This is a genomic window from Streptomyces sp. NPDC050619 (genome assembly GCF_040654815.1).
Classification (GTDB): Bacteria; Actinomycetota; Actinomycetes; order Streptomycetales; family Streptomycetaceae; genus Streptomyces.
In genome coordinates this window covers 1-25,048 of record NZ_JBFAIR010000073.1, presented here as the reverse complement: position 1 = coordinate 25,048, position 25,048 = coordinate 1, and the positions used below count along the sequence as shown (strand labels likewise).

Annotated in this window: 25 protein-coding genes, 1 tRNA gene and 4 pseudogenes; 13 read left to right on the top strand and 17 right to left on the bottom strand. The window is 70.0% G+C overall.

Translation table 11 applies throughout. From position 1 onward, the window contains the following. Positions 1–183: 183 nt before the first annotated feature. Complete coding sequence (gene aceE, locus AB0I77_RS51575; protein ID WP_363289968.1) at positions 184–2,931, bottom strand: pyruvate dehydrogenase (acetyl-transferring), homodimeric type; 2,748 nt, start codon at positions 2,929–2,931, stop codon at positions 184–186. Between the two features lie 363 nt (positions 2,932–3,294). Between aceE and AB0I77_RS51570 the strand changes: the two genes are divergently transcribed. From AB0I77_RS51570 to AB0I77_RS51545, 6 genes are all read left to right on the top strand, one after another. After that, positions 3,295–3,732, top strand: coding sequence for a DUF3052 domain-containing protein (locus AB0I77_RS51570; RefSeq protein ID WP_030678242.1), 438 nt, complete (start codon positions 3,295–3,297; stop codon positions 3,730–3,732). Between the two features lie 119 nt (positions 3,733–3,851). Further along, complete coding sequence (locus tag AB0I77_RS51565) at positions 3,852–4,310, top strand: peroxiredoxin (protein WP_363289966.1); 459 nt, start codon at positions 3,852–3,854, stop codon at positions 4,308–4,310. A gap of 113 nt (positions 4,311–4,423) precedes the next feature. Beyond that, positions 4,424–4,999 (top strand): calcium homeostasis/redox stress adaptation protein, encoded by a 576-nt coding sequence (locus AB0I77_RS51560; protein WP_363289964.1) that lies wholly within the window; start codon positions 4,424–4,426, stop codon positions 4,997–4,999. Between the two features lie 104 nt (positions 5,000–5,103). Further along, entirely contained in the window at positions 5,104–5,679 is a 576-nt protein-coding gene (locus AB0I77_RS51555; RefSeq protein ID WP_363289963.1) for a TerD family protein, read from the top strand. Between the two features lie 49 nt (positions 5,680–5,728). Then, entirely contained in the window at positions 5,729–6,877 is a 1,149-nt protein-coding gene (locus AB0I77_RS51550) for a DUF475 domain-containing protein (RefSeq protein ID WP_363289962.1), read from the top strand. A gap of 102 nt (positions 6,878–6,979) precedes the next feature. Continuing rightward, on the top strand, positions 6,980–7,717 hold the full coding sequence (locus AB0I77_RS51545; RefSeq protein WP_363289970.1) for a Tellurium resistance: 738 nt from the start codon (positions 6,980–6,982) through the stop codon (positions 7,715–7,717). Between the two features lie 144 nt (positions 7,718–7,861). Here AB0I77_RS51545 and AB0I77_RS51540 read toward each other — a convergent pair whose 3' ends face one another. Beyond that, complete coding sequence (locus tag AB0I77_RS51540) at positions 7,862–8,704, bottom strand: TerD family protein (protein ID WP_363289961.1); 843 nt, start codon at positions 8,702–8,704, stop codon at positions 7,862–7,864. Between the two features lie 197 nt (positions 8,705–8,901). Here AB0I77_RS51540 and AB0I77_RS51535 point away from each other — a divergent pair, with 197 nt between their 5' ends. From AB0I77_RS51535 to AB0I77_RS51525, 3 genes are read left to right on the top strand one after another with little or no spacing between them, the layout of a single operon-like run. Continuing rightward, positions 8,902–10,068 carry an HpcH/HpaI aldolase/citrate lyase family protein gene (locus AB0I77_RS51535; RefSeq protein WP_363289960.1) on the top strand — a complete coding sequence of 389 codons (1,167 nt, stop codon included), beginning with the start codon at positions 8,902–8,904 and terminating at the stop codon, positions 10,066–10,068. A 24-nt stretch (positions 10,069–10,092) separates the two neighbouring features. Then, positions 10,093–12,540: a phosphoribosyltransferase gene (locus tag AB0I77_RS51530; protein ID WP_363289959.1), complete on the top strand. Its 2,448-nt coding sequence runs from the start codon at positions 10,093–10,095 to the stop codon at positions 12,538–12,540. Next, the gene (locus tag AB0I77_RS51525) at positions 12,540–13,355 is read left to right on the top strand and encodes an HAD family hydrolase (protein ID WP_363289958.1); all 816 of its coding nucleotides are present in this window, start codon (positions 12,540–12,542) and stop codon (positions 13,353–13,355) included. The genes AB0I77_RS51530 and AB0I77_RS51525 overlap by 1 nt, the downstream gene beginning before the upstream one ends. Before the next feature lie 34 nt (positions 13,356–13,389). Here the strand turns inward: AB0I77_RS51525 and AB0I77_RS51520 are convergent, their stop codons facing one another. Further along, complete coding sequence (locus AB0I77_RS51520) at positions 13,390–14,070, bottom strand: DedA family protein (protein WP_363289957.1); 681 nt, start codon at positions 14,068–14,070, stop codon at positions 13,390–13,392. Positions 14,071–14,383: 313 nt separating this feature from the next. On the opposite strand from AB0I77_RS51520, the pseudogene AB0I77_RS51515 reads away from it, so the two are divergent. Continuing rightward, positions 14,384–14,566 (top strand): annotated as a pseudogene (locus AB0I77_RS51515) (LuxR C-terminal-related transcriptional regulator); the annotation flags it as partial. A 52-nt stretch (positions 14,567–14,618) separates the two neighbouring features. Here the strand turns inward: AB0I77_RS51515 and AB0I77_RS51510 are convergent. From AB0I77_RS51510 to AB0I77_RS51500, 3 genes are all read right to left on the bottom strand, one after another. Then, entirely contained in the window at positions 14,619–14,846 is a 228-nt protein-coding gene (locus AB0I77_RS51510) for a zinc ribbon domain-containing protein (protein ID WP_363289956.1), read from the bottom strand. Between the two features lie 94 nt (positions 14,847–14,940). Beyond that, positions 14,941–16,323, bottom strand: coding sequence for a hypothetical protein (locus AB0I77_RS51505; RefSeq protein WP_363289955.1), 1,383 nt, complete (start codon positions 16,321–16,323; stop codon positions 14,941–14,943). Positions 16,324–16,397: 74 nt separating this feature from the next. Continuing rightward, on the bottom strand, positions 16,398–17,168 hold the full coding sequence (locus tag AB0I77_RS51500) for a DUF4097 family beta strand repeat-containing protein (RefSeq protein WP_363289954.1): 771 nt from the start codon (positions 17,166–17,168) through the stop codon (positions 16,398–16,400). A gap of 203 nt (positions 17,169–17,371) precedes the next feature. On the opposite strand from AB0I77_RS51500, the gene AB0I77_RS51495 reads away from it, so the two are divergent. Then, a tRNA-Val gene (locus tag AB0I77_RS51495) sits at positions 17,372–17,443 on the top strand. Between the two features lie 194 nt (positions 17,444–17,637). On the opposite strand, the gene AB0I77_RS51490 is transcribed toward AB0I77_RS51495, so the two are convergent. The 8 genes and pseudogenes from AB0I77_RS51490 to AB0I77_RS51455 form a co-directional block, all read right to left on the bottom strand. Beyond that, positions 17,638–18,006 carry a hypothetical protein gene (locus tag AB0I77_RS51490; protein ID WP_363289952.1) on the bottom strand — a complete coding sequence of 123 codons (369 nt, stop codon included), beginning with the start codon at positions 18,004–18,006 and terminating at the stop codon, positions 17,638–17,640. A 143-nt stretch (positions 18,007–18,149) separates the two neighbouring features. Then, positions 18,150–18,631, bottom strand: a pseudogene (locus tag AB0I77_RS51485) (zinc-binding dehydrogenase); the annotation flags it as partial. A gap of 43 nt (positions 18,632–18,674) precedes the next feature. After that, positions 18,675–18,914 (bottom strand): annotated as a pseudogene (locus AB0I77_RS51480) (MFS transporter); the annotation flags it as partial. Positions 18,915–18,952: 38 nt separating this feature from the next. Beyond that, positions 18,953–19,174 carry a hypothetical protein gene (locus AB0I77_RS51475; protein WP_363289950.1) on the bottom strand — a complete coding sequence of 74 codons (222 nt, stop codon included), beginning with the start codon at positions 19,172–19,174 and terminating at the stop codon, positions 18,953–18,955. A 12-nt stretch (positions 19,175–19,186) separates the two neighbouring features. Next, positions 19,187–19,579 (bottom strand): VOC family protein, encoded by a 393-nt coding sequence (locus tag AB0I77_RS51470; protein WP_363289949.1) that lies wholly within the window; start codon positions 19,577–19,579, stop codon positions 19,187–19,189. Beyond that, positions 19,576–19,878, bottom strand: coding sequence for a metalloregulator ArsR/SmtB family transcription factor (locus tag AB0I77_RS51465; RefSeq protein WP_363289948.1), 303 nt, complete (start codon positions 19,876–19,878; stop codon positions 19,576–19,578). The genes AB0I77_RS51470 and AB0I77_RS51465 overlap by 4 nt, the downstream gene beginning before the upstream one ends. 75 nt (positions 19,879–19,953) lie before the next feature. Further along, on the bottom strand, positions 19,954–20,730 hold the full coding sequence (locus AB0I77_RS51460) for a hypothetical protein (RefSeq protein ID WP_363289947.1): 777 nt from the start codon (positions 20,728–20,730) through the stop codon (positions 19,954–19,956). A gap of 134 nt (positions 20,731–20,864) precedes the next feature. Then, entirely contained in the window at positions 20,865–21,866 is a 1,002-nt protein-coding gene (locus AB0I77_RS51455) for an alpha/beta hydrolase (RefSeq protein WP_363289946.1), read from the bottom strand. Positions 21,867–22,084: 218 nt separating this feature from the next. Between AB0I77_RS51455 and AB0I77_RS51450 the strand changes: the two genes are divergently transcribed. Continuing rightward, positions 22,085–22,597, top strand: a complete 513-nt coding sequence (locus AB0I77_RS51450; RefSeq protein ID WP_363289945.1) for a GNAT family N-acetyltransferase — start codon at positions 22,085–22,087, stop codon at positions 22,595–22,597. Between the two features lie 4 nt (positions 22,598–22,601). Here AB0I77_RS51450 and AB0I77_RS51445 read toward each other — a convergent pair whose 3' ends face one another. After that, positions 22,602–23,516, bottom strand: coding sequence for a 2-dehydropantoate 2-reductase (locus AB0I77_RS51445; RefSeq protein ID WP_363289944.1), 915 nt, complete (start codon positions 23,514–23,516; stop codon positions 22,602–22,604). Positions 23,517–23,586: 70 nt separating this feature from the next. Further along, a complete protein-coding gene (locus AB0I77_RS51440) occupies positions 23,587–24,405 on the bottom strand; it encodes an MBL fold metallo-hydrolase (protein WP_363289943.1) in 819 nt (272 codons plus the stop codon). A gap of 58 nt (positions 24,406–24,463) precedes the next feature. Between AB0I77_RS51440 and AB0I77_RS51435 the strand changes: the two genes are divergently transcribed. Then, positions 24,464–24,694: a DUF2277 domain-containing protein gene (locus tag AB0I77_RS51435; RefSeq protein ID WP_363289942.1), complete on the top strand. Its 231-nt coding sequence runs from the start codon at positions 24,464–24,466 to the stop codon at positions 24,692–24,694. 56 nt (positions 24,695–24,750) lie between these two features. Here AB0I77_RS51435 and AB0I77_RS51430 read toward each other — a convergent pair. After that, positions 24,751–24,960 (bottom strand): annotated as a pseudogene (locus tag AB0I77_RS51430) (hypothetical protein); the annotation flags it as partial. Between the last annotated feature and the right edge of the window lie 88 nt (positions 24,961–25,048).

The window sequence follows — 25,048 nt, the reverse complement described above, 5'->3', positions numbered from 1 at the left end:
GTTATAATCATAACACCAACGCACCGGCGATTTTTTTTTATACTGCCCCAAATATAAAAAACCCCCGGCGCCCCCCCCCCGCCCCAAAGGGGCGCGGGGGCCGCACCGATATGCGGCTCCGCCGCGTGGGCGCGACCAGCACCCACCGGCCCGCAGCTTTGATACCGCTCTGCCCGCGGAGCGCTACGCGTCGCCGCCCGCCGCCCCCGGGTCCGCCGCCGAGACGTCGAGCAGCTGATACCGGTCGATGGCCTGCTTCAGCGCCGACCGGTCGACCTTGCCCTCCCGCGCCAGCTCGGTGAGCACGCCCACCACGATCGACTGCGCGTCGATGTGGAAGAAGCGGCGGGCCGCCCCCCGGGTGTCGGCGAAGCCGAAGCCGTCGGCGCCCAGTGACTGGTACGTCCCCGGCACCCACCGCGAGATCTGGTCCGGAACCGAGCGCATCCAGTCGGAAACGGCCACGAACGGACCCTGAGCGTCGGCCAGTTTCCGCGTCACGTACGGCACCCGCTGCTCCTCCTCGGGGTGCAGCAGATTGTGCTCCTCGCACGCCACGGCCTCGCGCCGCAGCTCGTTCCAGGAGGTCGCCGACCAGACGTCGGCCTTCACGTTCCACTCCTCGGCGAGGATCTTCTGCGCCTCGACCGCCCACGGAACCGCCACGCCCGACGCCATGATCTGCGCCGGAATCGACCCCGCGGTGCCCGCCGAGAAGCGGTGGATGCCCTTGACGATGCCCTCTGCGTCCACGTTCTCGGGCTCGGCCGGGTGCTGGATCGGCTCGTTGTAGACGGTGAGGTAGTAGAAGACGTCCTCGCCGTGCGGGTGCTCGTCGGACGAGCCGTACATCCGGCGCAGCCCGTCCTGCACGATGTGCGCGATCTCGAAGCCGTAGGCCGGGTCGTACGCCACACAGCCGGGGTTCGTCGAGGCGAGCAGCTGCGAATGGCCGTCCGCGTGCTGGAGGCCCTCACCGGTCAGCGTCGTACGGCCCGCGGTCGCACCCAGTACGAAGCCGCGCGCCATCTGGTCGGACATCTGCCAGAACTGGTCGCCGGTGCGCTGGAAACCGAACATCGAGTAGAAGACGTACACCGGGATGAGCGGTTCGCCGTGCGTGGCGTACGCCGAACCCGCGGCGATCAGCGAGGCCGTACAGCCCGCCTCCGAGATGCCGTCGTGCAGCATCTGGCCCTGCGGCGACTCCTTGTAGGCGAGCAGCAGGTCGCGGTCCACGGCCTCGTACTGCTGGCCCAGCGGGTTGTAGATCTTCGCGCTCGGGAAGAAGGAGTCCATGCCGAAGGTGCGGTACTCGTCCGGCGCGATCAGCACGAACCGCCTGCCGATCTCCTTGTCCCGCATGAGGTCCTTGAGGAGACGCACGAAGGCCATGGTCGTCGCGATCGACTGCTGGCCCGAGCCCTTCTTCACGGTCGCGTACGTCTTGTCCTCGGGCAGCCGGAGCGGCTTGGAGCGTACGACACGCGTCGGGACGTAGCCGCCGAGGCCCCGGCGGCGGTCGTGCATGTACTGGATCTCCTCCGAGTCCCGGCCCGGGTGGTAGTAGGGCGGCGCGCCCGACTCCAGCTCCTCGTCGGAGATGGGCAGGTGCAGGCGGTCGCGGAAGCCCTTGAGGTCGGCGACCGTCAGCTTCTTCATCTGGTGCGTGGCGTTGCGGCCCTCGAAGTTCGGGCCCAGCGTCCAGCCCTTGATGGTCTTGGCGAGGATCACGGTCGGCTGGCCCTTGTGCTCCACGGCCGCCTTGTACGCCGCGAAGATCTTCCGGTGGTCGTGACCGCCGCGGCCCAGGTGCAGGATCTGGTCGTCGGTCATGTTCTCGACCATGGCGCGCAGCCGCTGGTCGTCACCGAAGAAGTGGTCGCGGATGTACGCGCCGGTCTCGGTGGCGTACGTCTGGAACTGCCCGTCCGGCGTGGTGTTCATCCGGTTGACCAGCACACCGTCCCGGTCCTGGGCCAGCAGCGGGTCCCAGGTCCGGTCCCAGACCAGCTTGATCACGTTCCAGCCGGCGCCCCGGAAGATCGACTCCAGCTCCTGGATGATCTTGCCGTTGCCGCGCACCGGGCCGTCGAGCCGCTGGAGGTTGCAGTTGACGACGAAGGTGAGGTTGTCCAGACCCTCACGGGCGGCGATGGACAGCTGGCCGAGCGACTCGGGCTCGTCCATCTCGCCGTCGCCGAGGAACGCCCACACATGCGACTTCGAGGTGTCCGCGATCTCGCGCGCGTGCATGTACCGGTTCATCCGGGCCTGGTAGATCGCGCCGATCGGGCCGAGGCCCATCGACACGGTCGGGAACTCCCAGAAGTCCGGCATCAGCCGCGGGTGCGGGTAGCTGGACAGCCCGTACGGCGCCTTCGACTTCTCCTGCCGGAAGCCGTCCAGGTGCTGCTCGCTGAGCCGGTCCAGCATGTACGCGCGTGCGTAGATGCCCGGCGAGGCGTGGCCCTGGAAGAAGACCTGGTCGCCGCCGTCGCCCTCGTCCTTGCCGCGGAAGAAGTGGTTGAAGCCCACGTCGTAGAGCGAGGCGGAGGAGGCGAAGGTGGCGATGTGGCCGCCGACGCCGATGCCGGGCCGCTGGGCGCGCGAGACCATCACCGCGGCGTTCCAACGGGTCGCGTTGAGGATCTTCCGCTCGATCTCCTCGTTGCCCGGGAAGAACGGCTCGCTCTTGGTGGGGATGGTGTTGATGTAGTCCGTGCTGCGCATCTCGGGCACGGCCACGCGCTTCTCGCGGGCCCGCTCGATCAGCCGCAGCATCAGATAGCGGGCCCGCTCCCGGCCGCGCTCGTCCACGGCGGCGTCGAGGGAGTCGAGCCACTCCTGGGTTTCCTCGGGGTCGAAGTCAGGAACCTGACTCGGAAGGCCGCCAATGATGATCGGGTTGCGATCGGATCCGGAAGCCACGCTGTTCCTTACCTGTCAGAGGGCTGCATTTCCCTGGGTTTCGCTGGAATTTCGGTATGCCTGCACCGTTCCCCATCGTGTACCTCGGGGAAGCAAACGTCATCTCTACTCTTAGGTAACCGAGGGCGGAGCGAACTTCCCTCGGGTTCTCAAGCGTACAAACGGGGCAGAAAGGTGTGGTGTGCATCACCCGCGACTGGGACGGAGTGCCGTAGGTTGCGGCGACACGGCCGGGAACGTCACCGTTTCGGCGGTCTGAACGGCCGGGTACTTGCGCGATCCGCCCTGCCCGTGTGGACTACGGCCAATGCTTCGCGCACGCGCGTGGCAGACATTCACCAAACCATGATCAGGAGGACACCCGTGAGCGCGACCGCGGACCACGCGGAGGAGCGGACGAACCCTGCCGTCAGGCTGGGGTTCCAGCCCGAGCAGGTGGTCCAGGAGATCGGCTACGACGACGACGTAGACCAGGAACTCCGCGAGGCCATTGAAGAAGTCATCGGCAGCGACCTCGTGGATGAGGACTACGACGATGTAGCCGATGCCGTGGTGCTGTGGTTCCGCGACGAGGACGGCGACCTGACGGATGTGCTGGTGGATGCCATCACGTACATCGAAGAGGGCGGTTCGATCCTGCTGCTGACGCCGAAGACAGGCCGCGACGGCTACGTGGAGCCCAGCGACATCTCTGAAGCCGCGACCACTGCCGGGCTGTCCGCTTCCAAGAGCGTCAGCGTCGGCAAGGACTGGAGCGGCAGCCGGCTGGTGACGCCGAAGGCCGCGAAGTCGAAGAAGTAACCCTTGTAATCCCTGAACGCCGGACGGGCTGGCACCACCGCCAGCCCGTCCGATGCCGTGCGGTGATCGCTGCGTAGGGTGGTGCCACCCAACAGCCCCACCGAAGGGACATCCAGGAGATGGCGATCAAGGTCGGCGACAAAGCCCCCGACTTCGAACTCAAGGACAACCACGGCAGGGCCGTGCGGCTCTCCGACTTTCGTGGCAGCAAGAACGTCGTGCTGCTCTTCTACCCCTTCGCCTTCACCGGCGTGTGCACGGGCGAGCTGTGCGAGGTGCGCGACAACCTGCCGAAGTTCTCCGACCGCGACACCCAGGTGCTCGCCGTGTCGAACGACTCCATCCACACGCTGCGCGTCTTCGCCGAGCAGGAGGGTCTGGACTACCCGCTGCTGAGCGACTTCTGGCCGCACGGCGAGGCCTCGCGCGCCTACGGCGTCTTCGCCGAGGACAAGGGCTGCGCGGTGCGCGGCACCTTCGTCATCGACAAGGAGGGGGTCGTGCGGTGGACCGTCGTCAACGCTCTGCCGGACGCACGTGACCTGAACGAGTACGTCAAGGCACTCGACACCCTGTGATTCTTCGGTACCAGGGCATGCGGGCTGCGGGAACCCGTTACTAGGATCGACTCGTTGATCCGGTATCACACGCATGGCGGGGCTCCCCGCCCCTGGACACCAATGGAGGACTCGTGGGAGTCAGCCTCAGCAAGGGCGGCAACGTATCACTGTCCAAGGAGGCCCCTGGCCTCACCGCGGTCATCGTCGGTCTGGGGTGGGACGTCCGTACCACTACCGGCACCGACTTCGACCTCGACGCCAGTGCCATCCTGACGAACTCGGAGGGCAAGGTCAGCAGTGACGCCAACTTCGTGTTCTTCAACAACCTCAAGAGCCCGGACGGCTCGGTCGAGCACACCGGCGACAACATCACCGGTGAGGGCGAGGGCGACGACGAGCAGATCAAGGTCAACCTCGCCGGCGTTCCGGCCGATGTCGAGAAGATCGTGTTCCCGGTCTCGATCTACGACGCCGAGAACCGCCAGCAGTCGTTCGGCCAGGTGCGCAACGCGTTCATCCGCGTCGTGAACCAGGCCGGCGAGGCGGAGATCGCGCGCTACGACCTCTCCGAGGACGCGTCCACCGAGACCGCCATGGTCTTCGGTGAGCTGTACCGGCACGGCGCGGAGTGGAAGTTCCGCGCCATCGGCCAGGGCTACGCCTCGGGCCTGCGCGGCATCGCGCAGGACTTCGGCGTGAACGTCTGAGCCGACGCCCGAAGGGTCTCACCGTCCGGCGCCGCACGGTTTGCGTGCGGCGCCGGACGCGCAGGACAACCAGAGAAGCACTGTCTCGGGGAGGGACCAGCAATATGGGCGTCACGCTTGCCAAGGGAGGCAACGTCTCGCTGTCCAAGGCCGCACCCAACCTCACCCAGGTGTTGGTAGGGCTCGGCTGGGACGCGCGCTCCACCACCGGAGCTCCCTTCGACCTCGATGCCAGCGCCCTGATGTGCACCAGCGGGCGGGTCATGGGCGACGAGTACTTCGTCTTCTACAACCAGCTCAAGAGCCCGGACGGCTCGGTCGAGCACACTGGCGACAATCTCACCGGTGAGGGCGAGGGCGACGACGAGTCGATCCTGATCGACCTCTCCAAGGTGCCCGCGCAGTGCGACAAGATCGTCTTCCCCGTCTCCATCCACATGGCCGACGAGCGCGGCCAGACCTTCGGCCAGATCAGCAACGCCTTCATCCGCGTGGTCAACCAGGCGGACGGCCAGGAACTCGCCCGCTACGACCTCTCCGAGGACGCCTCCACCGAGACCGCCATGATCTTCGGCGAGGTCTATCGCTACCAGGGCGAATGGAAGTTCAGGGCCGTGGGACAGGGGTACGCGTCGGGGCTGCGGGGCATCGCTCTAGACTTCGGAGTCAATGTTTCGTAAAGCCGAGTACGGCGTGATAGTGATCCGTACTTACAGGATTGGGTAGCCAGTGGTTCTGAAAACCTTCGGCTGGTCGTTCGCGGTCACCGCGCTCGGCCTCGTCGCGGCGGTCTTCTACGGGGGGTGGACCGCCTTCGGTATCGTGGCGATCCTCTCCGTCCTCGAGATCTCGCTGTCCTTCGACAACGCAGTGGTCAACGCCGGAATCCTGAAGAAGATGAGTGCCTTCTGGCAGAAAATCTTCCTCACGATCGGCGTCCTCATCGCCGTCTTCGGTATGCGGCTCGTCTTCCCGGTCGTGATCGTGGCGGTCAGCGCCTCGATGGGCCCGATCGAGGCCGTCGACCTCGCCCTCACCGACAAGGATCGCTACGAGCAGCTGGTGACCGACGCTCACCCGTCGATCGCCGCCTTCGGTGGCATGTTCCTGTTGATGATTTTCCTCGACTTCATCTTCGAGGACCGGGACATCAAGTGGCTGGGCTGGCTGGAGCGGCCGCTCGCCAAGCTCGGCAAGATCGACATGCTGTCGGTGTGCATCGCGCTGATCGTGCTGCTCATCTCCGCGCTGACTTTCGCCACCAACGCCCACCAGCACGGCGGCACACACGCCGACAAGGCGGAGACGGTCATGCTCTCCGGCATCGGCGGCCTCATCACCTACATGATCGTCGGAGGTCTCTCCAGCTTCTTCGAGAACAGGCTCGAAGAGCAGGAGGAGCGCGAACATGAGGAGGAGGAAGCCGCCGAACGCCAGGGCAAGCCACGCTCGGCGGTCGTCATGGCCGGCAAGGCCGCGTTCTTCATGTTCCTCTACCTCGAGGTCCTGGACGCGTCCTTCTCCTTCGACGGCGTGATCGGTGCCTTCGCCATCACCAACGACATCGTCCTGATGGCGCTGGGTCTGGGCATCGGCGCGATGTACGTCCGGTCGCTGACCGTGTACCTCGTCCGCCAGGGCACCCTCGACGACTACGTCTACCTGGAGCATGGCGCGCACTACGCGATCGGCGCCCTCGCCGTGCTCCTCCTGGTCACCATCCAGTACCAGATCAGCGAACTCATCACCGGTTTCATCGGTGTCGCCCTGATCGGCTGGTCCTTCTGGTCCTCCGTGCGCCGCAACCGAGCATTGGCGGCCGCTGAGGGAAAAGCCGCGGGCTCGGACGAGAAGACTGAGGTCTCGTCCGGGGTGTGACACCCTTCCGGGTGAGGAACGCTCTGAGCGGGGCGGTCGTGGAGGACGAGTCCTCCTACGGCCGTCCCGCCGGTCTCTTTACTGATGAACGTGGGGGCGGGAATGGGCTTCTTCGACGGACTCTGGGGCGGGCGCGAGTCCGACTTCGACTCGGGCAGCGCCGCGAGCAACGCCATCGAGCTGACCAAACGGCACAGCCAGGTCTCCCTCACCAAGCAGAGCGCGGCCACCGGCCATCTGCGTATCAATCTGGCCTGGCGGATGCGGACCTCCGACTTGGGCGGCTCGCAGCGGGAGAGCCTGCTGCGCCACCCCTTCAAGGCGCTCAAGCCGCCGGAGGTCCTGGGACACAGCCAGAGCATGGTCAACGTCGACCTCGACCTCGGCTGCCTCTACGAGCTCCAGGACGGCACCAAGGGCGTCGTACAGCCGCTCGGCGGCTACCTCGGCGACGTCAACGGGCCGCCGTACGTGAAACTCAGCGGTGACGACCGGTTCGGGTCGGCGTCCGGGGAGACGATCTACGTCAACCTCGACCATCGCGATGCCATCAAACGGCTGCTGGTGTTCGTCTACATCTACGACCAGACGCCGGCGTTCGACCGGACACACGCGATCGTGACGCTCTACCCCAGCAACGGGCCGCGCATCGAGATAGGCCTCGACGAACGTCATCCGCAAGCGCGGTCCTGTGCGGTCGTGATGATCGAGAACGTCAAGGGCGAGATGCTCGTCCGGCGTGAGGTGAAGTTCGTGTACGGGTTCCAGGCGGAGCTGGACCGGCTGTACGGGTGGGGATTGCAGTGGGGGCGGGGCTACAAGGCCAAGGCGGAGCGCTGACGCTCGCTGCCGCTGGGGTGGGCTGCAGTGGGCTTGGCTTGGCCGGGGCCGTCTCAGGGCGCTGGATGTCGCGTTTGGGTGGCGGCTGCGGGTGGTCCGGTGGCTGGTCGCACGACACAGCCCCGTGCCCTTGGGCCGCCTTCCCTAACGCCCGATGAACTGCGGGCCCTGCGGCGGCAGGCGGAACTCCTGATCCGGGACCGCGGTCACCGGCTGCGGGTAGCCGTACGCGGGCTGGCTGGTCGGGTGCGGGTAGCCGTACGCCGGTTGGACCGTGGCCGCGGGCTGCTGGGGATAGCCGTACGCCGGCTGTGCGGGCACTCCCGCGGCCGGCCGCTCCGGGGGCAGGGGCTGGGAGATCTCGGACGCCTGCTGGGTCGCAGCGGCTGTCTGGGGCGGCACCGTGACCGTCGGGGGCTCCTGCGCTCCCTCCGCCGCTGCCTCGGACTCGTCCACCGAGATGCCGAAGTTGGTCGCCAGGCCCTGCAGGCCGTTCGAATAGCCCTCGCCCAGCGCCCGGAACTTCCATCCCTCTCCGCGCCGATACAACTCGCCGCAGATCAGCGCGGTCTCCTCGCCCGTCTCCGGCTTGATGTCGAAGTAGGCCAGCGGCTCACCGTCGGCGACCGTCGCGTCGTACAGCAGGATGCGCAGCCCAGGTACCCGGTCGAAGGTGTTGTCCTCCGCCGAGGCGATCAGGAAAATCTGGCTGACGTCGGGCTCGACACCGGCCAGATCTGTCTGGATCGTATCGGTAGGGCCCTCGGCGACGCGCTTCTTGCCGAGCAGCCAGACCTTCCCGGAGGGGTGCCGGGGCTGGTTGTAGAAGACGAAATCCTCGTCGGAACGCACACGACCGTCGGGGCCGAGGAGCAGCGCCGAGGCGTCGACGACCGGGACTCCCTGCCCGGGCGCCCACCGCAGCACGGCGCGTACCGTCGTAGCTTCGAGCGGGATGTTCGACCCCTTCAGCATCGCGTGCGTCATGGGGTCATCCTGCCTTCTCGGTCCTGGTCACGACAATGCGGGGGTACCGGATCCCCGACTTTCCGAATCTCCGTCGACATGGCCGAGTTACCAGAAATTCATGCCTGGCGGGAACCCCAGACATGAGTCTCTACGTACTATTACCGGCCACCTGTGAAAGGTTCACAGCGGGCTCTCAGCCACCACGGGGGAGTTTTATGCGTCATTTCGGGCACATCGCCCCTGAGGTGCGGCGGCGTCTCTTCCACCAGGAGCCCTGCGCCTTCACCGCGGACTCCGCGTCCCGGCTGCTCTCCGTGGCCCTGGGCGCCACGCTCTACAGTCCGGCCACCCGGCCGCGGCTCGCCGACGACATCGTCAAGCAGACCGGACGCGGCGTGGTCTCGATGGTGCTGTGCCTGGAGGACTCGATCGGCGACGAGGACGTCGCGGACGCCGAGGAGAACCTCGTACAACAGTTCACAGACCTCGCCGGGCGCGACAAACTGGACCTGCCGCTGCTGTTCATCCGGGTCCGCACGCCCGAGCAGATTCCCGACCTCGCACGACGCCTCGGCCCCGCCGTCCGGCTGCTGTCCGGATTCGTGATGCCGAAGTTCACCGAGGAGCGCGGCATCCCCTTCCTGGAAGCGCTGGCGAGCGCCGAGACAGCGAGCGGACGGCGGCTGTTCGCCATGCCCGTGCTCGAATCGCCCGAGCTGCTGTACCGCGAGTCGCGCGTGGAGACCCTGGAGGGCATCTCCCGTGCGGTCGACAAGTACCGCGACCGGGTGCTCGCGCTGCGCCTGGGCGTGACGGACTTCTGCTCCTCGTACGGCCTGCGCCGGGCCCCCGACATGACCGCGTACGACGTCCAGGTGGTCGCCTCCGTGATCGCCGACGTGGTGAACATGCTGGGCCGGGCCGACGGCACCGGATTCACGGTGACCGGACCGGTGTGGGAGTACTTCCGTGTCCAGGAGCGCATGTTCAAGCCGCAGCTGCGCCGCAGCCCCTTCCTGGAGGGCCAGGCCGAGGAACTGCGCGAGGCCCTCATCGAGCACGCCATGGACGGGCTGCTGCGCGAGATCACCCTCGACCAGGCCAACGGCCTCCTCGGCAAGACCTGCATCCACCCCTCCCATGTACTGCCCGTGCACGCACTCTCGGTGGTCAGTCACGAGGAGTTCAGTGACGCCCAGGACATCCTCAGGCCGGAGCGCGGCGGCGGGGGTGTGCTCAGGTCGGCCTATACGAACAAAATGAATGAAGTGAAGCCGCATCGCGCCTGGGCCGAGCGGACCCTGCTGCGCGCCGAGGTGTTCGGTGTGGCGAACGAGGACATCGGCTTCGTGGAGCTGCTCGCCGCCGGAATCCCCGGCTGAACATCGCTGAATACCAAGGGACGCATGAACTACGCAGGGAACAACGGGGTCTGGTCCGGGACCTGGGTCGCCGAGCGACTCGGGCTCGAACTCGTGGGCGACCACAAGCTGGCCGACCTGCTGGGGCTCGCGCTGCGCCGCAACCCCAAGCGGGCACATCTGCTCGTCTCCAACGTGCTCGGCAAGCACGTACCGCAGTCGCCGTCCGTCGTGTACGGCTACGGCTTCGCCCTCGGTCGTCGCGTACGCGAGCTGCTGGGCGCCGACGAGGCCGGCCGGGCGGTCGTCCTCGGCTACGCGGAGACCGCCACCGGCCTCGGCCACTGTGTCGCCGACGGCCTGGGTCTCGCCCCCTACCTGCACTCCACCCGCCGTGCGGTCCCCGGCGTCGCCACGGCGGGCGGCTTCGAGGAGTCCCACTCGCACGCCACCTCCCACCTGCTGCTGCCTCAGGACCCGGCACTGCTGGTGGGCGGCGGCCCACTGGTGCTCGTCGACGACGAGTTCTCCACCGGCAACACGATCCTCAACACCATCCGTGACCTGCACGAACGCTATCCGCGAGGGCGTTACGTGGTCGTCGCCCTCGTCGACATGCGCTCGGCGGCCGACGCCGGCCGCCTCGACGCCTTCGCACGGGAGATCGGCGCCCGCGTGGACCTGGTCGCGGCGGCCTCGGGCACCGTACGGCTCCCGGAGGGGGTGCTGGAGAAGGGACAGGAGCTGGTCGCCCGGCACGAGTCCCCGGCGGTGCCCGCCGAGCGTCCGTACGGCCGGATCACCCGCGTCGACCTGCGCTGGCCCCGCGACCTGCCCGACGGCGGACGGCACGGCTTCACGCCCCGGCACCGGATGCGCCTGGAGAGTGCCCTGCCCGCCATGGCGGCCCGGCTCGCCGAAGCGATACCGGTCGGTGCCGGGCGCGTCCTCGTCCTCGGCTTCGAGGAACTGATGTACGCACCGCTCAGGCTGGCCCGCGAACTGGAGCAGGTCGCGGAGGCCGAGGTGCGCTACTCGACCACCACCCGCTCGCCCGTCCTGGCGGTCGACGACCCCGGTTACGCGATACGCAGCCGCCTCGTCTTCCCGGCGCACGACGACCCCGCCGACGGCCCCGGAGAGCGCTACGCCTACAACGTCGCGGGCGGCGGCTTCGACGCAGTCGTCGCCGTCGTCGACTCGGCCGCAGACACTCCCGCCCTGCACGCGCCCGGCGGCCTGCTGTCCCACCTCGCCGGCCACACCCCGCACGTCGTGCTCGCGGTCGTCCCCTCCTACGTCCCCGAGCCGCTGTACGTCCCCGAAAGGCCCGCCATGCTGCCCGAGCCCCTTCGCGGCCCCGCCTTCTCCTCGTACGCGCCCGAGGAGGTCGGCTGGCTGCTCCAGGACCTCTCGGACGTGACGCTGGAGGCGCCGACCGAGGAGCGCGAGGAGGCCATCCAGAGCGGCGGCGCGCACTACGCCGAGTCGCTGCCCGTGGAGTACCAGCCCAGCGAGCAGTACCAGCAGCTGTTCCAGGTGGCGCTGGAGGAGTCGGCCGCACGACTGGCGCAGGCGGTGGGCGCGGTGACGGAGATCGTGCTGGCCGAGCGGCCGCCCCGGCCCGTCCTGGTCTCGCTGGCCCGCGCGGGAACGCCCATCGGCGTGCTGATGCGCCGCTGGGCCCAGTACCGGCACGGCCTCGACCTGCCGCACTACGCCGTCTCCATCGTGCGCGGCCGCGGCATCGACGCCAACGCGCTGCGCTGGCTGGCCGCCCACCACGACCCCGCCGACATCGTCTTCGTCGACGGCTGGACCGGCAAGGGCGCCATCACCCGCGAACTCGCCGACGCGCTCAAGGAGTTCGAGACCTCCGACGGCATCACCGGCTTCGACCCGGAGATCGCGGTCCTGGCCGACCCGGGCTCCTGCGTCCGCACATACGGCACCCGCGAGGACTTCCTCATCCCCTCCGCCTGCCTCAACTCGACGGTCTCCGGCCTGATCTCCCGTACGGTCCTGCGCGCGGACCTGGTCGGCCCGCACGACTTCCACGGCGCGAAGTTCTACCGCGAACTCGCCGGCACCGACGTGTCCGTGGCTTTCCTGGACGCCGTCGCCGCGCGCTTCCCGGAGGTCGCGGACGCCGTCGACGCGCAGGCCAAGGAGCTGCTGTCCGGCGACCGCACCCCGACCTGGGAGGGCTGGGCGGCCGTCGAGCGCATCAGCGAGGACTACGGCATCCATGACGTCAACCTCGTCAAGCCCGGCGTCGGCGAGACCACCCGCGTGCTGCTGCGCCGCGTGCCCTGGAAGATCCTGGCCCGGGCCGGCGCGGGAGCCGACCTCGACCACGTCCGCCTGCTGGCCGAACAGAGAGGGGTCCCGGTGGAAGAGGTCGCCGAACTCCCGTACACCTGCGTGGGATTGATCCATCCCAAGTACACGCGGGGCGCGACGGGCGCCGACGGCAAGGCGGTGACGGTCTGATGCCGGTGCTGGTGGCGAGCGACCTGGACCGTACGCTCATCTACTCGGCCGCGGCCCTGGCACTGACCATGCCGGACCCGCGGGCGCCCCGGCTGCTGTGCGTCGAGGTGCACGAGAGCAAGCCGCTGTCGTACCTGACGGAGACCGCGGCCGCACTGCTCGCGGAACTCGGCGACGCGGCGGTCTTCGTACCGACGACGACCCGCACCCGCAAGCAGTACCAGCGCATCAACCTCCCGGGCTCCGAGCCCAAGTACGCGATCTGCGCCAATGGTGGTCACCTCCTGGTGGACGGGGTGTCCGACCCCGACTGGTATGCGCGCGTGACGGCCCGGCTGGCCGACGAGTGCGCGTCGCTGGACGAGGTGCGGGAGCACCTGATGACGGCGGCCGACCCGCTCTGGGTGCGCAAGCACCGGGTCGCCGAGGACCTCTTCGCCTATCTGGTCGTCGAACGGGAACTGCTCCCCGAGGACTGGGTGAAGGAACTCGCGGTCTGGGCCGAGAACCGGGGCTGGACGGTCTCCCTCCAGGGCCGCAAGATCTACGCCGTCCCGAAGCCGCTCACCAAGAGCGCGGCCATGCACGAGGTCGCCCGCCGCACCGGCGCCGACCTCACCCTCGCCGCCGGCGACTCCCTCCTGGACGCCGACCTGCTGCTCGCGGCGGACCAGGGCTGGCGCCCCGGCCACGGCGAACTGGCCGACGCCGGCTGGACCGCCCCGGCGATCAGCGCGCTGCCGGAGCGGGGAGTGCTGGCAGGGGAGCGGATCCTGCGCGAGTTCCTGCGCGTGGTGCGGCAGGGCACGGCCTAGATGTATTGATCACGAGCTCTGCGGGCCGACCGCCCTACCGGCGCCGGCTCGCGTCCCCTCCCCGCCTGCGGCGGCCCGCCCCCGGCCGCCGCAGCAGCCGTATCCCGACGAACGCCAGGACCGCCAGGGTGGCCACGACGAGGACCCCCTTCGAGTACGTGGACACGAGACGCGTGACCTCGGGCCAGTTGTCGCCCAGGGCGTACCCCGCCAGGACGAACACGGTGTTCCAGAGCGCGCTGCCCAGTGTGGTCAGGCCGAGGAACACCGGCAGGCGCATGCGCTCGACGCCCGCCGGCACGGATATCAGGCTGCGGAAGATCGGGACCATCCGGCCGAAGAACACCGCCTTGGTGCCGTGCCGCAGGAACCACGCCTCCGTCCTCTCTATGTCCGCGACCTTCACCAGCGGCAGCCTGGCCGCTGCCGCCACCGTGCGATCACGGCCGAGCAGCGCACCGACCCCGTACAGGGCGAGAGCGCCGATCACCGAGCCCGCCGTCGTCCAGAGCAGGGCGGCGAGCAGGCTCATCCGCCCGCTGCTCGCCGCGAATCCCGCGAGCGGGAGGATCACTTCGCTCGGCAGGGGAGGGAAGAGGTTCTCCAGGGCGATGGCGATACCGGCGCCGGGCGCGCCCAGCGTGTCCATGAGGTCGTTGATCCACTGCGGTGCGGCACCCTCTTCCGCGACCGGCTGCGCTGCGATGGCTGTCATGTCGGTCACGTTAGAAAATCGCGGCTGAAGAATCCCTGAGGTAGACCGCACGATCCCTTGCGGCCGACCGCAGGCGGGAATTGCGGTTTTCCGCAGTGTGCGACGTCCTCGCTCGCGGATAGCGTCGTGATCATGCGAAACAGTGCGCGACGTGGCCTGCGGTGCGCGGTGGGGCTCATCACGGGAGCCGCCACCGCGGCCGTCGAGCTGCTCTTCACGCTTCTGGCCGGCCTGGTGCTGGCGCCCGTGGCGGCCTGGCCGTCCGGCCGTCCGGCCGTCGCGCCGTGCTCCGCCCCGTCCTCGCGTGCGCGCGAAGAGGGACGTGCTGGCGGAGATGGCGCAGGGCCACACGAACGCGGCCATCGCGCGGCGGCTGCACATCTCGCAGAGCGGGGTCGAGAAACACATCAACGCGATCTTCGACAAGGTGGAGCTGGCAGGGGGTGAGGGATATTCGCGCAGGGTGCTGGCCGTACTGCGGTATCTGGGCAGCTGAGCCGACGGGAGGGATCAGGGAATAGGCCGGGAAGAGACCGGGGGAGCGGTCGTCAGCCGCAGCAGCCCCCGCCGCAGCAGCCGCCTCCGCCGCCACCCGCCTGGGGTGCCGGGGCCGGGGCGGAGGCTGAGGCGGATCCGCCGACCGCCACCGTCGACAGGAGCTTCACGGTGTCGTCGTGGCCCGTGGGGCAGGCAGCGGGGGCGGAGGACTCCGCCATCGGACGGCTCAGTTCGAAGGTGTCGCCGCAGGTCCGGCAGCGGTACTCATAGCGAGGCATGCGCACAGGTTAACCGGCGCCCGCCGACTGTCGTAGGGCAGGAAGTGGGTATCCCCGGGTCGGTATCCAGCCCGGACGAGCCGGGTGCCCCCGGTCAGTGCCCGCCCCCGCGCTCGTCGCGGATCTGGGTCACGACCCCGGCGACCGACTGCCGGACCGTTTCCGTCTCCGTCAGGAAGTGCCAGTAGTCCGGGTGGCGGCCCTCCAGGGTGCCGATCGCGCGCTCCAGGCGGGCGACCGCGTCGTCCAGGGGGCGCGCGTGCCGCGGGTCGGGGGTGTTGCGGCCCGCCATGGCCAGTCGCTGGGCGTCCCGGATGGCGAAGCGGGTGCGGTCGATCTCCTGCTGGGGGTCCTTCTGGACGGCGTTCAGTCGGCGCAGCCGCTCTCCGGCGGCCGAGACGGATTCGTCGGTGGTGTTCAGCAGTGCTCGTACCGTCGAGAGCAGGGCGGTCGCGTCCGGCCAGCGCTGTTCTTCGCGCGCGGCGCGTGCCTCCCGCAGTTTCTGCTCGGCCTGCGCCACGTTTTCGGCGGCCTGCTCCGGGACATGCTGGAGGTCCTGCCAGCAGGCGACCGTGAAGCGGCGCCGCAGCTCGCTCATTATCGGCTCGACCTGGCCGGCGCGGGTGGTGAGTGCCTGGGCGCGGGTGCGCAGGGAGACGAGCCGGTGGTCGATCTCGGCGGCCCGCTCGGGCAGCCGCTCGGCTTCGGCCCGGACCGCTTCGGCCTCGCGCGCGACCCGCTCGGCGCGCTCCAGCGTCTGCGGCACGCCGTGCTGCCCGGCGCCCTGGTTGAGCCTGGTCAGCTCGGGGCCCAGGTGGGCGAGACGAACCGCGAGGTCGTCGGCCTTCAGTCCGGCCCCTCGTACGGCATCGAGGGCGTTGGACGCGGCCAGCAGTCCCTGCCGGGCCCGCTCGACCGCGGGGGCCAGCCGGGCCAGCTGGGTCTCGGCCTTGCCGAGCAGCGGCCCGAGCCCGTCCGTGAACCGGTCCAGGTCCTGCTTGACCCGCCCCAGCTCGTCCTTGGCCTTCGTGAGCGCGGTGCGGGCCTGCGCGGCGGCCGAGGCCTCCAGGTCGTCCCGGTCGAGGTCGTGTGCGTCGACGGCGTCGATGTACTGGTGGCTGGCCTCGTCGATACGCCCGCTGATCGCGGCGAAGTCGGCGACCGCGCGCCGGGCGGCGGGAGAGTCGTCGACGGCGGTGATGGTCTCTATCGAGATCCGCAGATCGCGCTGGGCGGTGTCGAGTTCGTAGAACGCGGCCGCGGCGGCGTCCTTCGCGGCCTGCGCCTCGGCTCGCTGGTTCTCCGCGCGCCCGCCGAACCAGCGGCGGGTGCCGCCGCCGGCGAAGGCGGTGGGCAGCACGAGGACGGCGAGAAGCGGCAGTCCGATCAAGGTGAGCGTGTCGCGCAGTACGGGGCGCACGGGACGGGGTGCGCGCGGCACCAACGGCGAGTACGGCTGCGATGGTGTCGCCGTCACATCCCTCTCCCGTGCTGTCATCCGTCCTGCCCAGTGTCATTCTCCCACCGGTTAGAGACGAACACACGGGGCGGTCAGTTCGCGGTTCGGACCGTGACTTTGCCGTCGCCGGTCTGAGCGGACACCACATGAGAGCTCGAGTCGCTGCGGGGCACCGACACGTCCACCCCGCCGTCGCCCGTCCGGGTCGTCACCCGGTAGGTCGCCCGGGGCAGCACCATCGTGACGGAGCCGTCTCCCGCGCGGGACTCCACGCGGTCGGGTACGGCGCCGAGTTCGAGGTGGACCGAGCCGTCGCCGGTCTGGGCACGTACCCGTCGTGAGGTGACGTCCGCGCGTATGGATCCGTCGCCGGTGCGCAGTTCCAGCGGGCCGGTGGTGTCGGTGACACGGACGGAACCGTCGCCCGTACGGATGTTCAGGGCGTCCTCGAAGCCCCGGGCACGTACTCCGCCGTCGCCGTCCTCGACCTTCACGGCGATTCCGCGCGGTACCTCGATACGGTGCTCGGCCGCGCAGTCGGCGACCACGCCGGAGCAGGTCATCCGCAGCTTCAGCCGGTCGTCCGTCATGGACCAGGTCACCTTGGGATCCTTGCCGACGGCGACCGTCCCCTGGAACCACCGGGTGACCTCGACCTTCCCGGTCGGGTTCGCGTCGGCGGCGACGATCTCCAGGGCCGAGTCGTCGGAGTCGATGGTGAGGGTGCGGCCCTGTAGGGCGAAGGAGCGGTGCTCGGGATCCTTGTCGTCCCCGGCGGAGGCACCGCAGGCGGCGGCTCCCGCGACGAGGACCGTGACGACACCGGCGGCGGCGACGGTACGGGCGGGACGGGTACGTGCCATGACGATCTCCCCCTGGGGCGGACGCCGCTTCCCTGCGACGCTCCTGAGCTCCCTTGACCGTACGGACCCAGGGCCCGGCGGGGGATCCGGAGCGCTCCCGGATGGCAGGTGGGGTTAACCCCCGCACGCGGCCGCAGCGGATCACCCCGCGCAACGGGTTTGCCGGGCAGTGCCCCGGGCAATGTAGGCTGTCGACTCGTCTCGGGTGCGTAGCTCAGGGGTAGAGCGCCTGCCTTACAAGCAGGATGTCGGCGGTTCGAAACCGTCCGCGCCCACTGACCGTCAAGGTCCAGCTCAGGACACGAGCCCAAGGGCTCGCGTCCTTGTTTTTTCGCCGCTTTGCGACGGCGCGAGGAACGGTACGACAGCGCGGCCGACGCCCGGAGCGGGATCGCGGGGATCGCGGCGATGTCGTTTGGTAGTTGAAGCCCCACAGGCCCACAGCTCCCACAGGCCCACTCAGGCCCACTCAGGTCCTCTCGTCCTCCTTAGTCGTCGGCTCCGGACCCACGCGACCCACGCGCGCGTGCTTGAGCTTCATGCGGGCGTCCACGCGCTCCGCCGCAGCGACCTCCGCCCAGAAGCGGTGGCCGCTGACGAACACCGCGAGTTCGTGCTCGCGCTGCCGAAGCTTCTCCACTTCGGCCTGTTCGTCGGCCGTCCAGCCGGGGGAGGCGGGGCGCTCCACCTTGCGCCAGCCGTTGGCGTCGCTGAAACCGTCCAGCGGCTCGACCGACCAGGGGAGCCGCTTGAGCAGGGCCGACAGCTCGGCCCGGACCTGATGCAGCTCCTCCTGACCGGCGAGGAGGTCACTCGGAAAGTCATAGGTCGTAGCCACGGCACAATGGTACGCCTGTTCGAATTTGGGTGGCGAGTTCCTTCCGGTGGTTCATGCGAACGGGTGTGACTGGGCACGCTGGTTGGCCGAAGTTCGGGCGGCACGCAGTGCCGGTGTGTCAGCTGTGCTGGGGCCGCGCACGCCATCTCGCGGTGGGCCAGCACTGCCTGGTCCAGCGGCAGCACCTCGTGCACGACCGTGCGCAGGTCCCCGTGTACGGCATCGGCGAACTGGGACGACCGTACGGCCTGCCTGTCGGAGCCGGGCACGGTGTCGGAGCTGAGGGTTCAACTTGTCCAGGAACAGGGAGAGCTGCGGACCCCCGACGACGTCGATCACCACGTCGAAGCCCGACGGTGCGTGCGGGCCGCCCTCGCCGGAGTGGTCGAGGACATGGCTCGCGCCCAGGTTCCGCAGACGGGCGCCACGCTCCTGCGATGAGGAGGTGACCGCCACCGCGCCCGTGCCGCCCCTGGCCGCGAGCTGGACCGCCGTGATCCCGATGCTGCCCGCCGACGCCGCGCACGAGCACCGTCTCGCCGGGCGCGAAACGGGCGCGGTCCAGGGCGAAGTGGGCGACCACACCGGAGCCGCCGAGAGTCGCCGCGTCCGCGCCGGTCATGCCGTCGCAGGCCGCACCGGTGTCACGGCGGTCGGTCCCGTGGGGATCAGGGAGATCGCGGGTCGGAGGCACGTTCTGCCAGGGCCGGAAGCGCCCGTCCCAGGCGGGTGAGCGGGGACAGGGCCATCAGCGCTGGGGACAGCATCATGCCCGTGGCCGTCACCAGGAGGCTGGTGCGCAAGCCCCACTCCTCCGTGAGGAATCCACCGAGCAGGGAGCCGAGCGGGGTCAGCCGCATGCCGACAAACGTGATCGTGGCGGACGCACGGCCTTGCATCCCGTCCGGAGCAGCACCATCACCGTGCGGGTCCGCCATCTGTCCACTCACGGGCCGACGAAGAGCGAGAGCAACAGGATCGGCGCCTGCCCCACCGCGCGGAGGACGCCCAACTGGCCGGCACCGGCGTCGAGTGTCAGGACGGCGAAGAGCGGCAACACCAACAGACCTGCATGTTCGCCGAGTTGGGAGGCGGTAGCACGCGATGACAGGTCGATCACGAATGTGGGTGCGGGTGCCTGGCCGGGGGGCGTGGCCGAACTGCCCACGCGGGTAACCGTCTACTGCGGCTCGGTCGCGATCTGGATCAGGTTGCCGCAGGTGTCGTCGAAGACGGCGGTGGTGACGGGGCCCATCTCCAGGGGCTCCTGGGTGAAGCGGACGCCGAGGCCGCGTAGGCGCTGGTACTCCGCCTTCACGTCGGCGACGGCGAACTGGGCGAGTGGGATGCCGTCCGCGACGAGCGTGTCGCGGTACGGCTTGACGGCCGGGTGGCCGGCGGGCTCGAGGAGGAGTTCGGTGCCGTCGGGCTCGTCGGGCGAGACGACGGTCAGCCACCGGTCCTTCTCGCCCACCGGGACGTCGTGCTTCTTCACGAAGCCGAGGATCTCGGTGTAGAAATGCTCGGCCTTGGCCTGGTCGTCGACGAACACGCTGGTCAGATGGATCTTCATGGGGTGCTCTCCTCCGGTGCGGATGTGTCGGGCACGAGCCATCGCTCGGCGATCTGCCGCAGCGGGGCCGTGTTCAGGTCGTGGAACTTGTAGCGGCCCTCCCGCCTGGTCTCGACGAGCCCGGCGGCCTCCAGCACGGCCAGGTGCTGGGAGACCCCCTGGCGCGAGATGCCGAGTCGGTGCTTCATGCTCAGTCGGGAGCAGATCTCGAACAGTGTCTGTCCGGACTTCTGAGTGAGCTCGTCGAGGATCGTGCGGCGGGTGGGGTCGGCCAAGGCTTTGAACAGGTCGTCGGCCACGATCACAGGATAGGCAACTGTTCACTTGCCTATCAAGTCGAGGTGTGCCGCGTCCGTAGCGGCACAGGCCTGGCCTTACGCGTCCCAGCGCAGGGCGAGGATCGTGGCCGGGAGGGCTATCAGGGCCCAGATGGCCACCGTCATCACCACCGCCGGCCAGGTGTCCCAGGCATGGCCCGCGAAGTATCCCGCGACGAGCGGTGCGGCCACCACGCCCGCGCACTTCGCCGGGCCGAACCGGATCCGCGGCGGGGAGGGGCGGCCGGTGGTCGCGCGGTGGGCCCGCCGGGCGCCGCCGAACGCGGCGATGAAGGCCAGGATCCCCAGCCAGGCACCGGCCAGTGTGATCCCGGCGAGCATGGTGGCATCCTCGTCCGGCAGCCCGGGGAGCGTCTCGCTGACCCCGTCGTGGCTGACGCCGACCTGGACGTTCCGCCAGGTGGTGACCTCCACCTCGTCCCCAGGCTTGATGAGCTCCGGCAATTCGCCGTGCGTATCGAGGTGCAGCGGCCGATCGGCCGGCGCTGGAACAGGGGGCCGCAGTTGCACGCGGAAGACCGTCGCTCTACCGCTCTTGGCGCGCTCGGCGGAGAGGACCGTCCCGCGGATCGTGCGCATGCAGTCGGCCGTGTCTCCTGTCGCCCCCTCGCTGCCACACGGTTGGGCGTCCAGAAAGGCCTTCTCGGCGGCGACCTGCTCGGGGACCAGAGTGCTCAGGGCCGCGGAGCCCGCCAGCAACGCCAGCCCGAGCAGCGCACATGCCACCGCGCGCAGCCACGCCCTCCCGGACCGAGCCGGCCCCACCCGCTCCACCGCCTTCACGGCCGTCTCCGCAGCCGTCTTCGCCGCCATCCCTCCGCCCCCCTTCGCTCCGGGAGCATTGAGCCACAGCCGGACGATCAAGCAACAGGCCGGAGTGCGGCAGCGTCGTACCCGTGTTCGGTTGCCGGGGTCCGGCAATCCCGGGCGGCCGGAGGCGGGGGGCTTCAGGCGGCCGGCAGCGCGGCCAGCCAGTCGGTCAGGTGGCGGTTGACCTCGTCGGGGCGTTCCTGCTGGATCCAGTGGCCGCAGCCGTCGAGGAGGCGCGAGGAACGCAGCCCGGGGAGGGTGGTGGGGAAGGCGTCGATCGCGTCGGCCAGCCAGGTCGTCGAGGCGTCCAGGGAGCCGCCGAGGAACAGGGACGGCTGGGTGACGGGGGCGCCGGTGTAGTCGGCGAGGTCCTTCCAGTCGCGGTCCATGGCGCGGTAGCGGTTCAGGGCGCCGGTCAGGCCCGTGCGCTCGAACTCCCCGGCGTAGACGTCGAGATCGGCCTCGCCGAGCCAGGCCGGCCGGCCGCCGGTGGGGAAACGGTCGCGCAGGGTGCCGCCGGGGCTCACGAAGTGGGGGTCGGGGGCGTCGGGTGCGGGCATGGTGTCGGCGGACAGGGCGGCGTAGAAACCGGCGAGCCAGCCGCGTACGTCCGGTTCGATCTCCCGCTCGGCCCGGCCCGGCTCCTGGAAGTAGGAGACGTAGAACTCCTCCTTCCCGCCGCCCAGTCGGGCGAAGATCTCGCTCGGCCGCGGACCGCCCGGCGGGGCGTACGGCACGCTCAGCAGGCCGACCGCGCGGAAGGCGTCGGGCCTGACCAGGGCGCAGTGCGCGGCGATGTTCGCGCCCCAGTCGTGTCCGACGACCACCGCGGGCCGCCCGCCCAGGGCGTCGACCACGGTGACCTGGTCCTCCACGAGGTCGAGCATCCGGTATGCGTCCACCGCTGCCGGTTTCGAGGAACGTCCGTATCCGCGCACGTCGACGGCGACCGCCCGGTATCCGGCGGCGGCCAGGACCGGCAGTTGGTGCCGCCAGGAGTACCAGGACTCCGGGAAGCCGTGCACCAGCAGGACCAGCGGCCCGTGCGTGGGTCCCTGCTCCACCACGTGGATGCGGCCCGCGGGGCCCGGGATCAGGTGGTGGGTGAGGTCCGTGAGATGGGGGCTCGGGTGCGGCATGCTTGCTCCGTATGGCGGGTGCGCCGCCGCGCCAGGACGTGACGGCTCGGACGGCAATCCTGCGACTGAGGGCGGGAACACGGCCAGGGTTGTTGCCGTTTCGGCAAGCCGAGCCCGAGCGCGGAAGGGCTGGGTGCGGACCGGCTGTGGTCGACCGTGCGGTGGTCGACCGCGCTGCTCAACAGGGTTTGTCAGACCCGGCTCCTAGAGTGATCTGTATGGATACGACCGGTGTGGAGCAGGTACGACTGGTGCCCTGGGCAGAGGGCGACTTCTGGCTGCTGCGCAGGATCAACAGCCCGGAGATGACAGAGCACTTGGGCGGGCCGGAGACCGAGGAGCGGCTCGTGGACCGGCACCGGCGGTATGTGGAGTCGGCGCCGGGGCAGATGTACCGGGTCGCGCTGGCCGGTGGCGGCGAGAGCGTCGGCTCGGTCGGGTTCTGGGAGCGGGTCTGGCGGGACGGCACGGTGTGGGAGGCGGGGTGGGGCGTGCTGCCCGAGTTCCAGGGGCGGGGGTTGGCGGTGCGGGCGGCCCGGGCCGTCGTCGAGGCGGCGCGGGCGGCCGGCGGGCACCGGTATCTGCACGCGTTCCCGAAGGTGGACAACACCGCCTCCAACGCGGTCTGCCGCCGGGCCGGGTTCACCCTGCTCGGGCCGGTCGCCTTCGAGTACCCGAAGGGGCACTCGATAACGTCGAACGACTGGAGAGTGGACCTGGCCGACGGCTGACGCGTCAGTGCCCGGCGTCCCTCAACTCCCGTACCACGCGGGCCGCTACCGGCACCGGCACCCCGTGCCGCTCGGCCGCACGCAGCAACGCGCCGCCGATCGCGTCCAGTTCGAGCGGGCGGCCCGCCTCCGCGTCCCGCTGCATCGAGGACTTGGTGGGCGCGGGGAAGGCGTCGTAGCCGGCCAGCGACCGGGCCGGGTCGGCCGGGCCGCCGGACGCGGAGCTGACCGCGGCCGTCTCCTCCACCAGGGCCGTCAACTCCTCGCGGTGGCGCGTGCGTACGTCGCCCAGCGGGAGGCCGTATCGGGTCGTCAGCAGGGCGAAGGGGGCCAGGAACGACATCTTCGCCCACAGCGCGGCGTTCTCGTCGGACAGGACGCGGGTGGTCGGACCGGCGGCAGTGAGCGCCCGCGCCAGCGTGTCGAGCCGCTCGCGGGGCACGGGGTCGCCGGCCAGGTCCACCTCGGCGATCGGGCTGCCGTGCTCGATCACTCCCGGAGCCACCCGCGTCGACTCGACGCGGATGGCGGCCGGCGCGACCCGGTCCGGGCGGTAGCGGGCGCGCAGGGCCGCGGGGTGCTCGACGCCATTCAGGAGCGGTACGACCAGACCCTCGCCCACAGCCGCGGGCGGGACGCGCTCCAGGGCGGCGTCGAGGGTCGTGTGCTTGACCGCGATGACCAACGCGTCGACCGGTTCGCGCAGTTCGGTGTCCGCCTCGACGCGGGCCGTGAAGTCGCCGAACGGGCCGCTGCGGACCTGGATTCCGGCCGTGCGCAGGGTCGCCGCCGTCTCGTCGCCGGCCAGGCAGATCACCCGGTGACCGGCCCGGGCCAGAAGCGCGGCGAGCAGGCCGCCGGTGCCGCCCGGGCCCAGCACGGCCACGGTGAGTGGGTCGGACGCCGTGTCGTACGCCATGATGTGCGGTTCCTCTCGTCGGTCGGCCCCGGGACGGTGGCCGCCTCCGGGGATCATCGCAGGCGCGCTTCTACGGACGTACGGACGGGTCTGCGGACGGACGTACGGACGGGTCTGCGGACAGGCGTACGGAGTTTCCGGGCGCGAGCAGCTGCAGCCGGTCCGACAGGCCGGCCTCGGCGAAGGCCTTCGTCAGGGTCGGGCCGTCCTGCGTGAAGTGGCCCCAGTGCTCGAAGTGCAGCGGGACGACGTGCCGGGCGCCCAGGAGCGACGCGGCCTCGGCCGCCTGCTCGCTGGTGAGGGTGAGCGGGGCGTCCGGTACGAGGGGTGTGCGGGCCGCGCCCGCGAACAGCAGCGCCACGTCGAAGGGGCCCTCGCGGCCGGCGATCTCGCCCACCAGCTCCAGGGAGGCGTTGTCGCCGCTGACGTACACCTTGGGCAGGCCCTCGCCGGACAGGACGAAGCCGGTGACCTCGCCGACGAGGTGTTCGGAGCCCTTGGGGCCGTGCAGCGCGGGCACGGCGGTCACGCGCAGGGTTCCGCCGGCGGGGAGCGGGAGGTCGACGTGCTCCCAGGCGGGGAGGGGGCGGACCGGGGCGCCGACACGGTCGTGGGCCGAGGCGGTGGAGAGGACCAGGGGTGCGGTTGTGAGGTAGGTGCGGCCGGAGGTGTCGAGGTTGTCCGGGTGGTGGTCGTGGGAGAGCAGTACGGCGTCGACCGGGCCGAGGTCGGAGGCCGCGATCGCCGGGCCGGACGTCTTCACCAGCGCGCGGGAGCCGATGGGGTACTCGCCGGGGGCGTCGAAGGTGGGGTCGGTCAGAAGGCGCAGGCCGGCGATGGTGATGAGGGCTGTCGGGCCGCCGACGTACGTGATCTCCACGGTGGTCATGGTTCGCACAATCGGCGAAGGACCGGCGGTATTCCCCGGCGGGGGCGAGACTGGGGGTATGTGCCGCAGTATCAAGACGCTTCGTCCGCCGGTGTTGCCCGAGGAGGCGACGGAGGATGAGATCCGTGCCGCCGCTCTCCAGTACGTGCGGAAGGTCTCCGGGTTCCGGGCGCCCGCCGCGCACAATCGGGAGGTGTTCGACAGGGCCGTGGAGGTGATCGCGGAGGCCACGGCCGAGTTGCTGGCCGGGCTGGAGGTCAGGGGGTCGGCCGGGAGCAGGGCAAGTTAGGACCCGCCTCCCCAACCCCGATCCCCAACCGACCCCGACTCCCCAACCCCGGAGGACTACACCGCCTCCGCGGGCTCCGGCTGCCGTCTCATCACGTACGCCGCCCCCGCCCCCGCCCCGAACAGCGCCAGCACCGACACCCCCGTCGCCAGCCATGTCGCGCCCAGCCAGTGGGCGCCGAAGTAGCCGAGGGCCACGCTGTAGGCGGCCCAGGACAGGCCCGCCAGGGCGGACCAGGGGAGGAAGTCGCGGGCGCGGCTGTGGGCCCTCCGGCCTGGCCAGCACGTAGTGAATGATGTTCTCCGACATGTCGTGCTCACCGGACGTGATGAACCGCTTCACGCCCTCGATGTG

Coding starts and splice junctions, on each gene's coding strand:
- AB0I77_RS51450 (WP_363289945.1), top strand. CDS start 22,085: ATGGATACGACCGGTGTGGAGCAGGTACGACTGGTGCCCTGGGCAGAG.
- AB0I77_RS51520 (WP_363289957.1), bottom strand. CDS start 14,070: ATGACAGCCATCGCAGCGCAGCCGGTCGCGGAAGAGGGTGCCGCACCG.
- AB0I77_RS51535 (WP_363289960.1), top strand. CDS start 8,902: ATGCGTCATTTCGGGCACATCGCCCCTGAGGTGCGGCGGCGTCTCTTC.
- AB0I77_RS51565 (WP_363289966.1), top strand. CDS start 3,852: ATGGCGATCAAGGTCGGCGACAAAGCCCCCGACTTCGAACTCAAGGAC.
- AB0I77_RS51500 (WP_363289954.1), bottom strand. CDS start 17,168: ATGGCACGTACCCGTCCCGCCCGTACCGTCGCCGCCGCCGGTGTCGTC.
- AB0I77_RS51510 (WP_363289956.1), bottom strand. CDS start 14,846: ATGCCTCGCTATGAGTACCGCTGCCGGACCTGCGGCGACACCTTCGAA.
- AB0I77_RS51470 (WP_363289949.1), bottom strand. CDS start 19,579: ATGAAGATCCATCTGACCAGCGTGTTCGTCGACGACCAGGCCAAGGCC.
- AB0I77_RS51530 (WP_363289959.1), top strand. CDS start 10,093: ATGAACTACGCAGGGAACAACGGGGTCTGGTCCGGGACCTGGGTCGCC.
- AB0I77_RS51555 (WP_363289963.1), top strand. CDS start 5,104: ATGGGCGTCACGCTTGCCAAGGGAGGCAACGTCTCGCTGTCCAAGGCC.
- AB0I77_RS51525 (WP_363289958.1), top strand. CDS start 12,540: ATGCCGGTGCTGGTGGCGAGCGACCTGGACCGTACGCTCATCTACTCG.
- AB0I77_RS51460 (WP_363289947.1), bottom strand. CDS start 20,730: ATGGCGGCGAAGACGGCTGCGGAGACGGCCGTGAAGGCGGTGGAGCGG.
- AB0I77_RS51435 (WP_363289942.1), top strand. CDS start 24,464: ATGTGCCGCAGTATCAAGACGCTTCGTCCGCCGGTGTTGCCCGAGGAG.
- AB0I77_RS51440 (WP_363289943.1), bottom strand. CDS start 24,405: ATGACCACCGTGGAGATCACGTACGTCGGCGGCCCGACAGCCCTCATC.
- AB0I77_RS51455 (WP_363289946.1), bottom strand. CDS start 21,866: ATGCCGCACCCGAGCCCCCATCTCACGGACCTCACCCACCACCTGATC.
- AB0I77_RS51540 (WP_363289961.1), bottom strand. CDS start 8,704: ATGACGCACGCGATGCTGAAGGGGTCGAACATCCCGCTCGAAGCTACG.
- AB0I77_RS51445 (WP_363289944.1), bottom strand. CDS start 23,516: ATGGCGTACGACACGGCGTCCGACCCACTCACCGTGGCCGTGCTGGGC.
- AB0I77_RS51545 (WP_363289970.1), top strand. CDS start 6,980: ATGGGCTTCTTCGACGGACTCTGGGGCGGGCGCGAGTCCGACTTCGAC.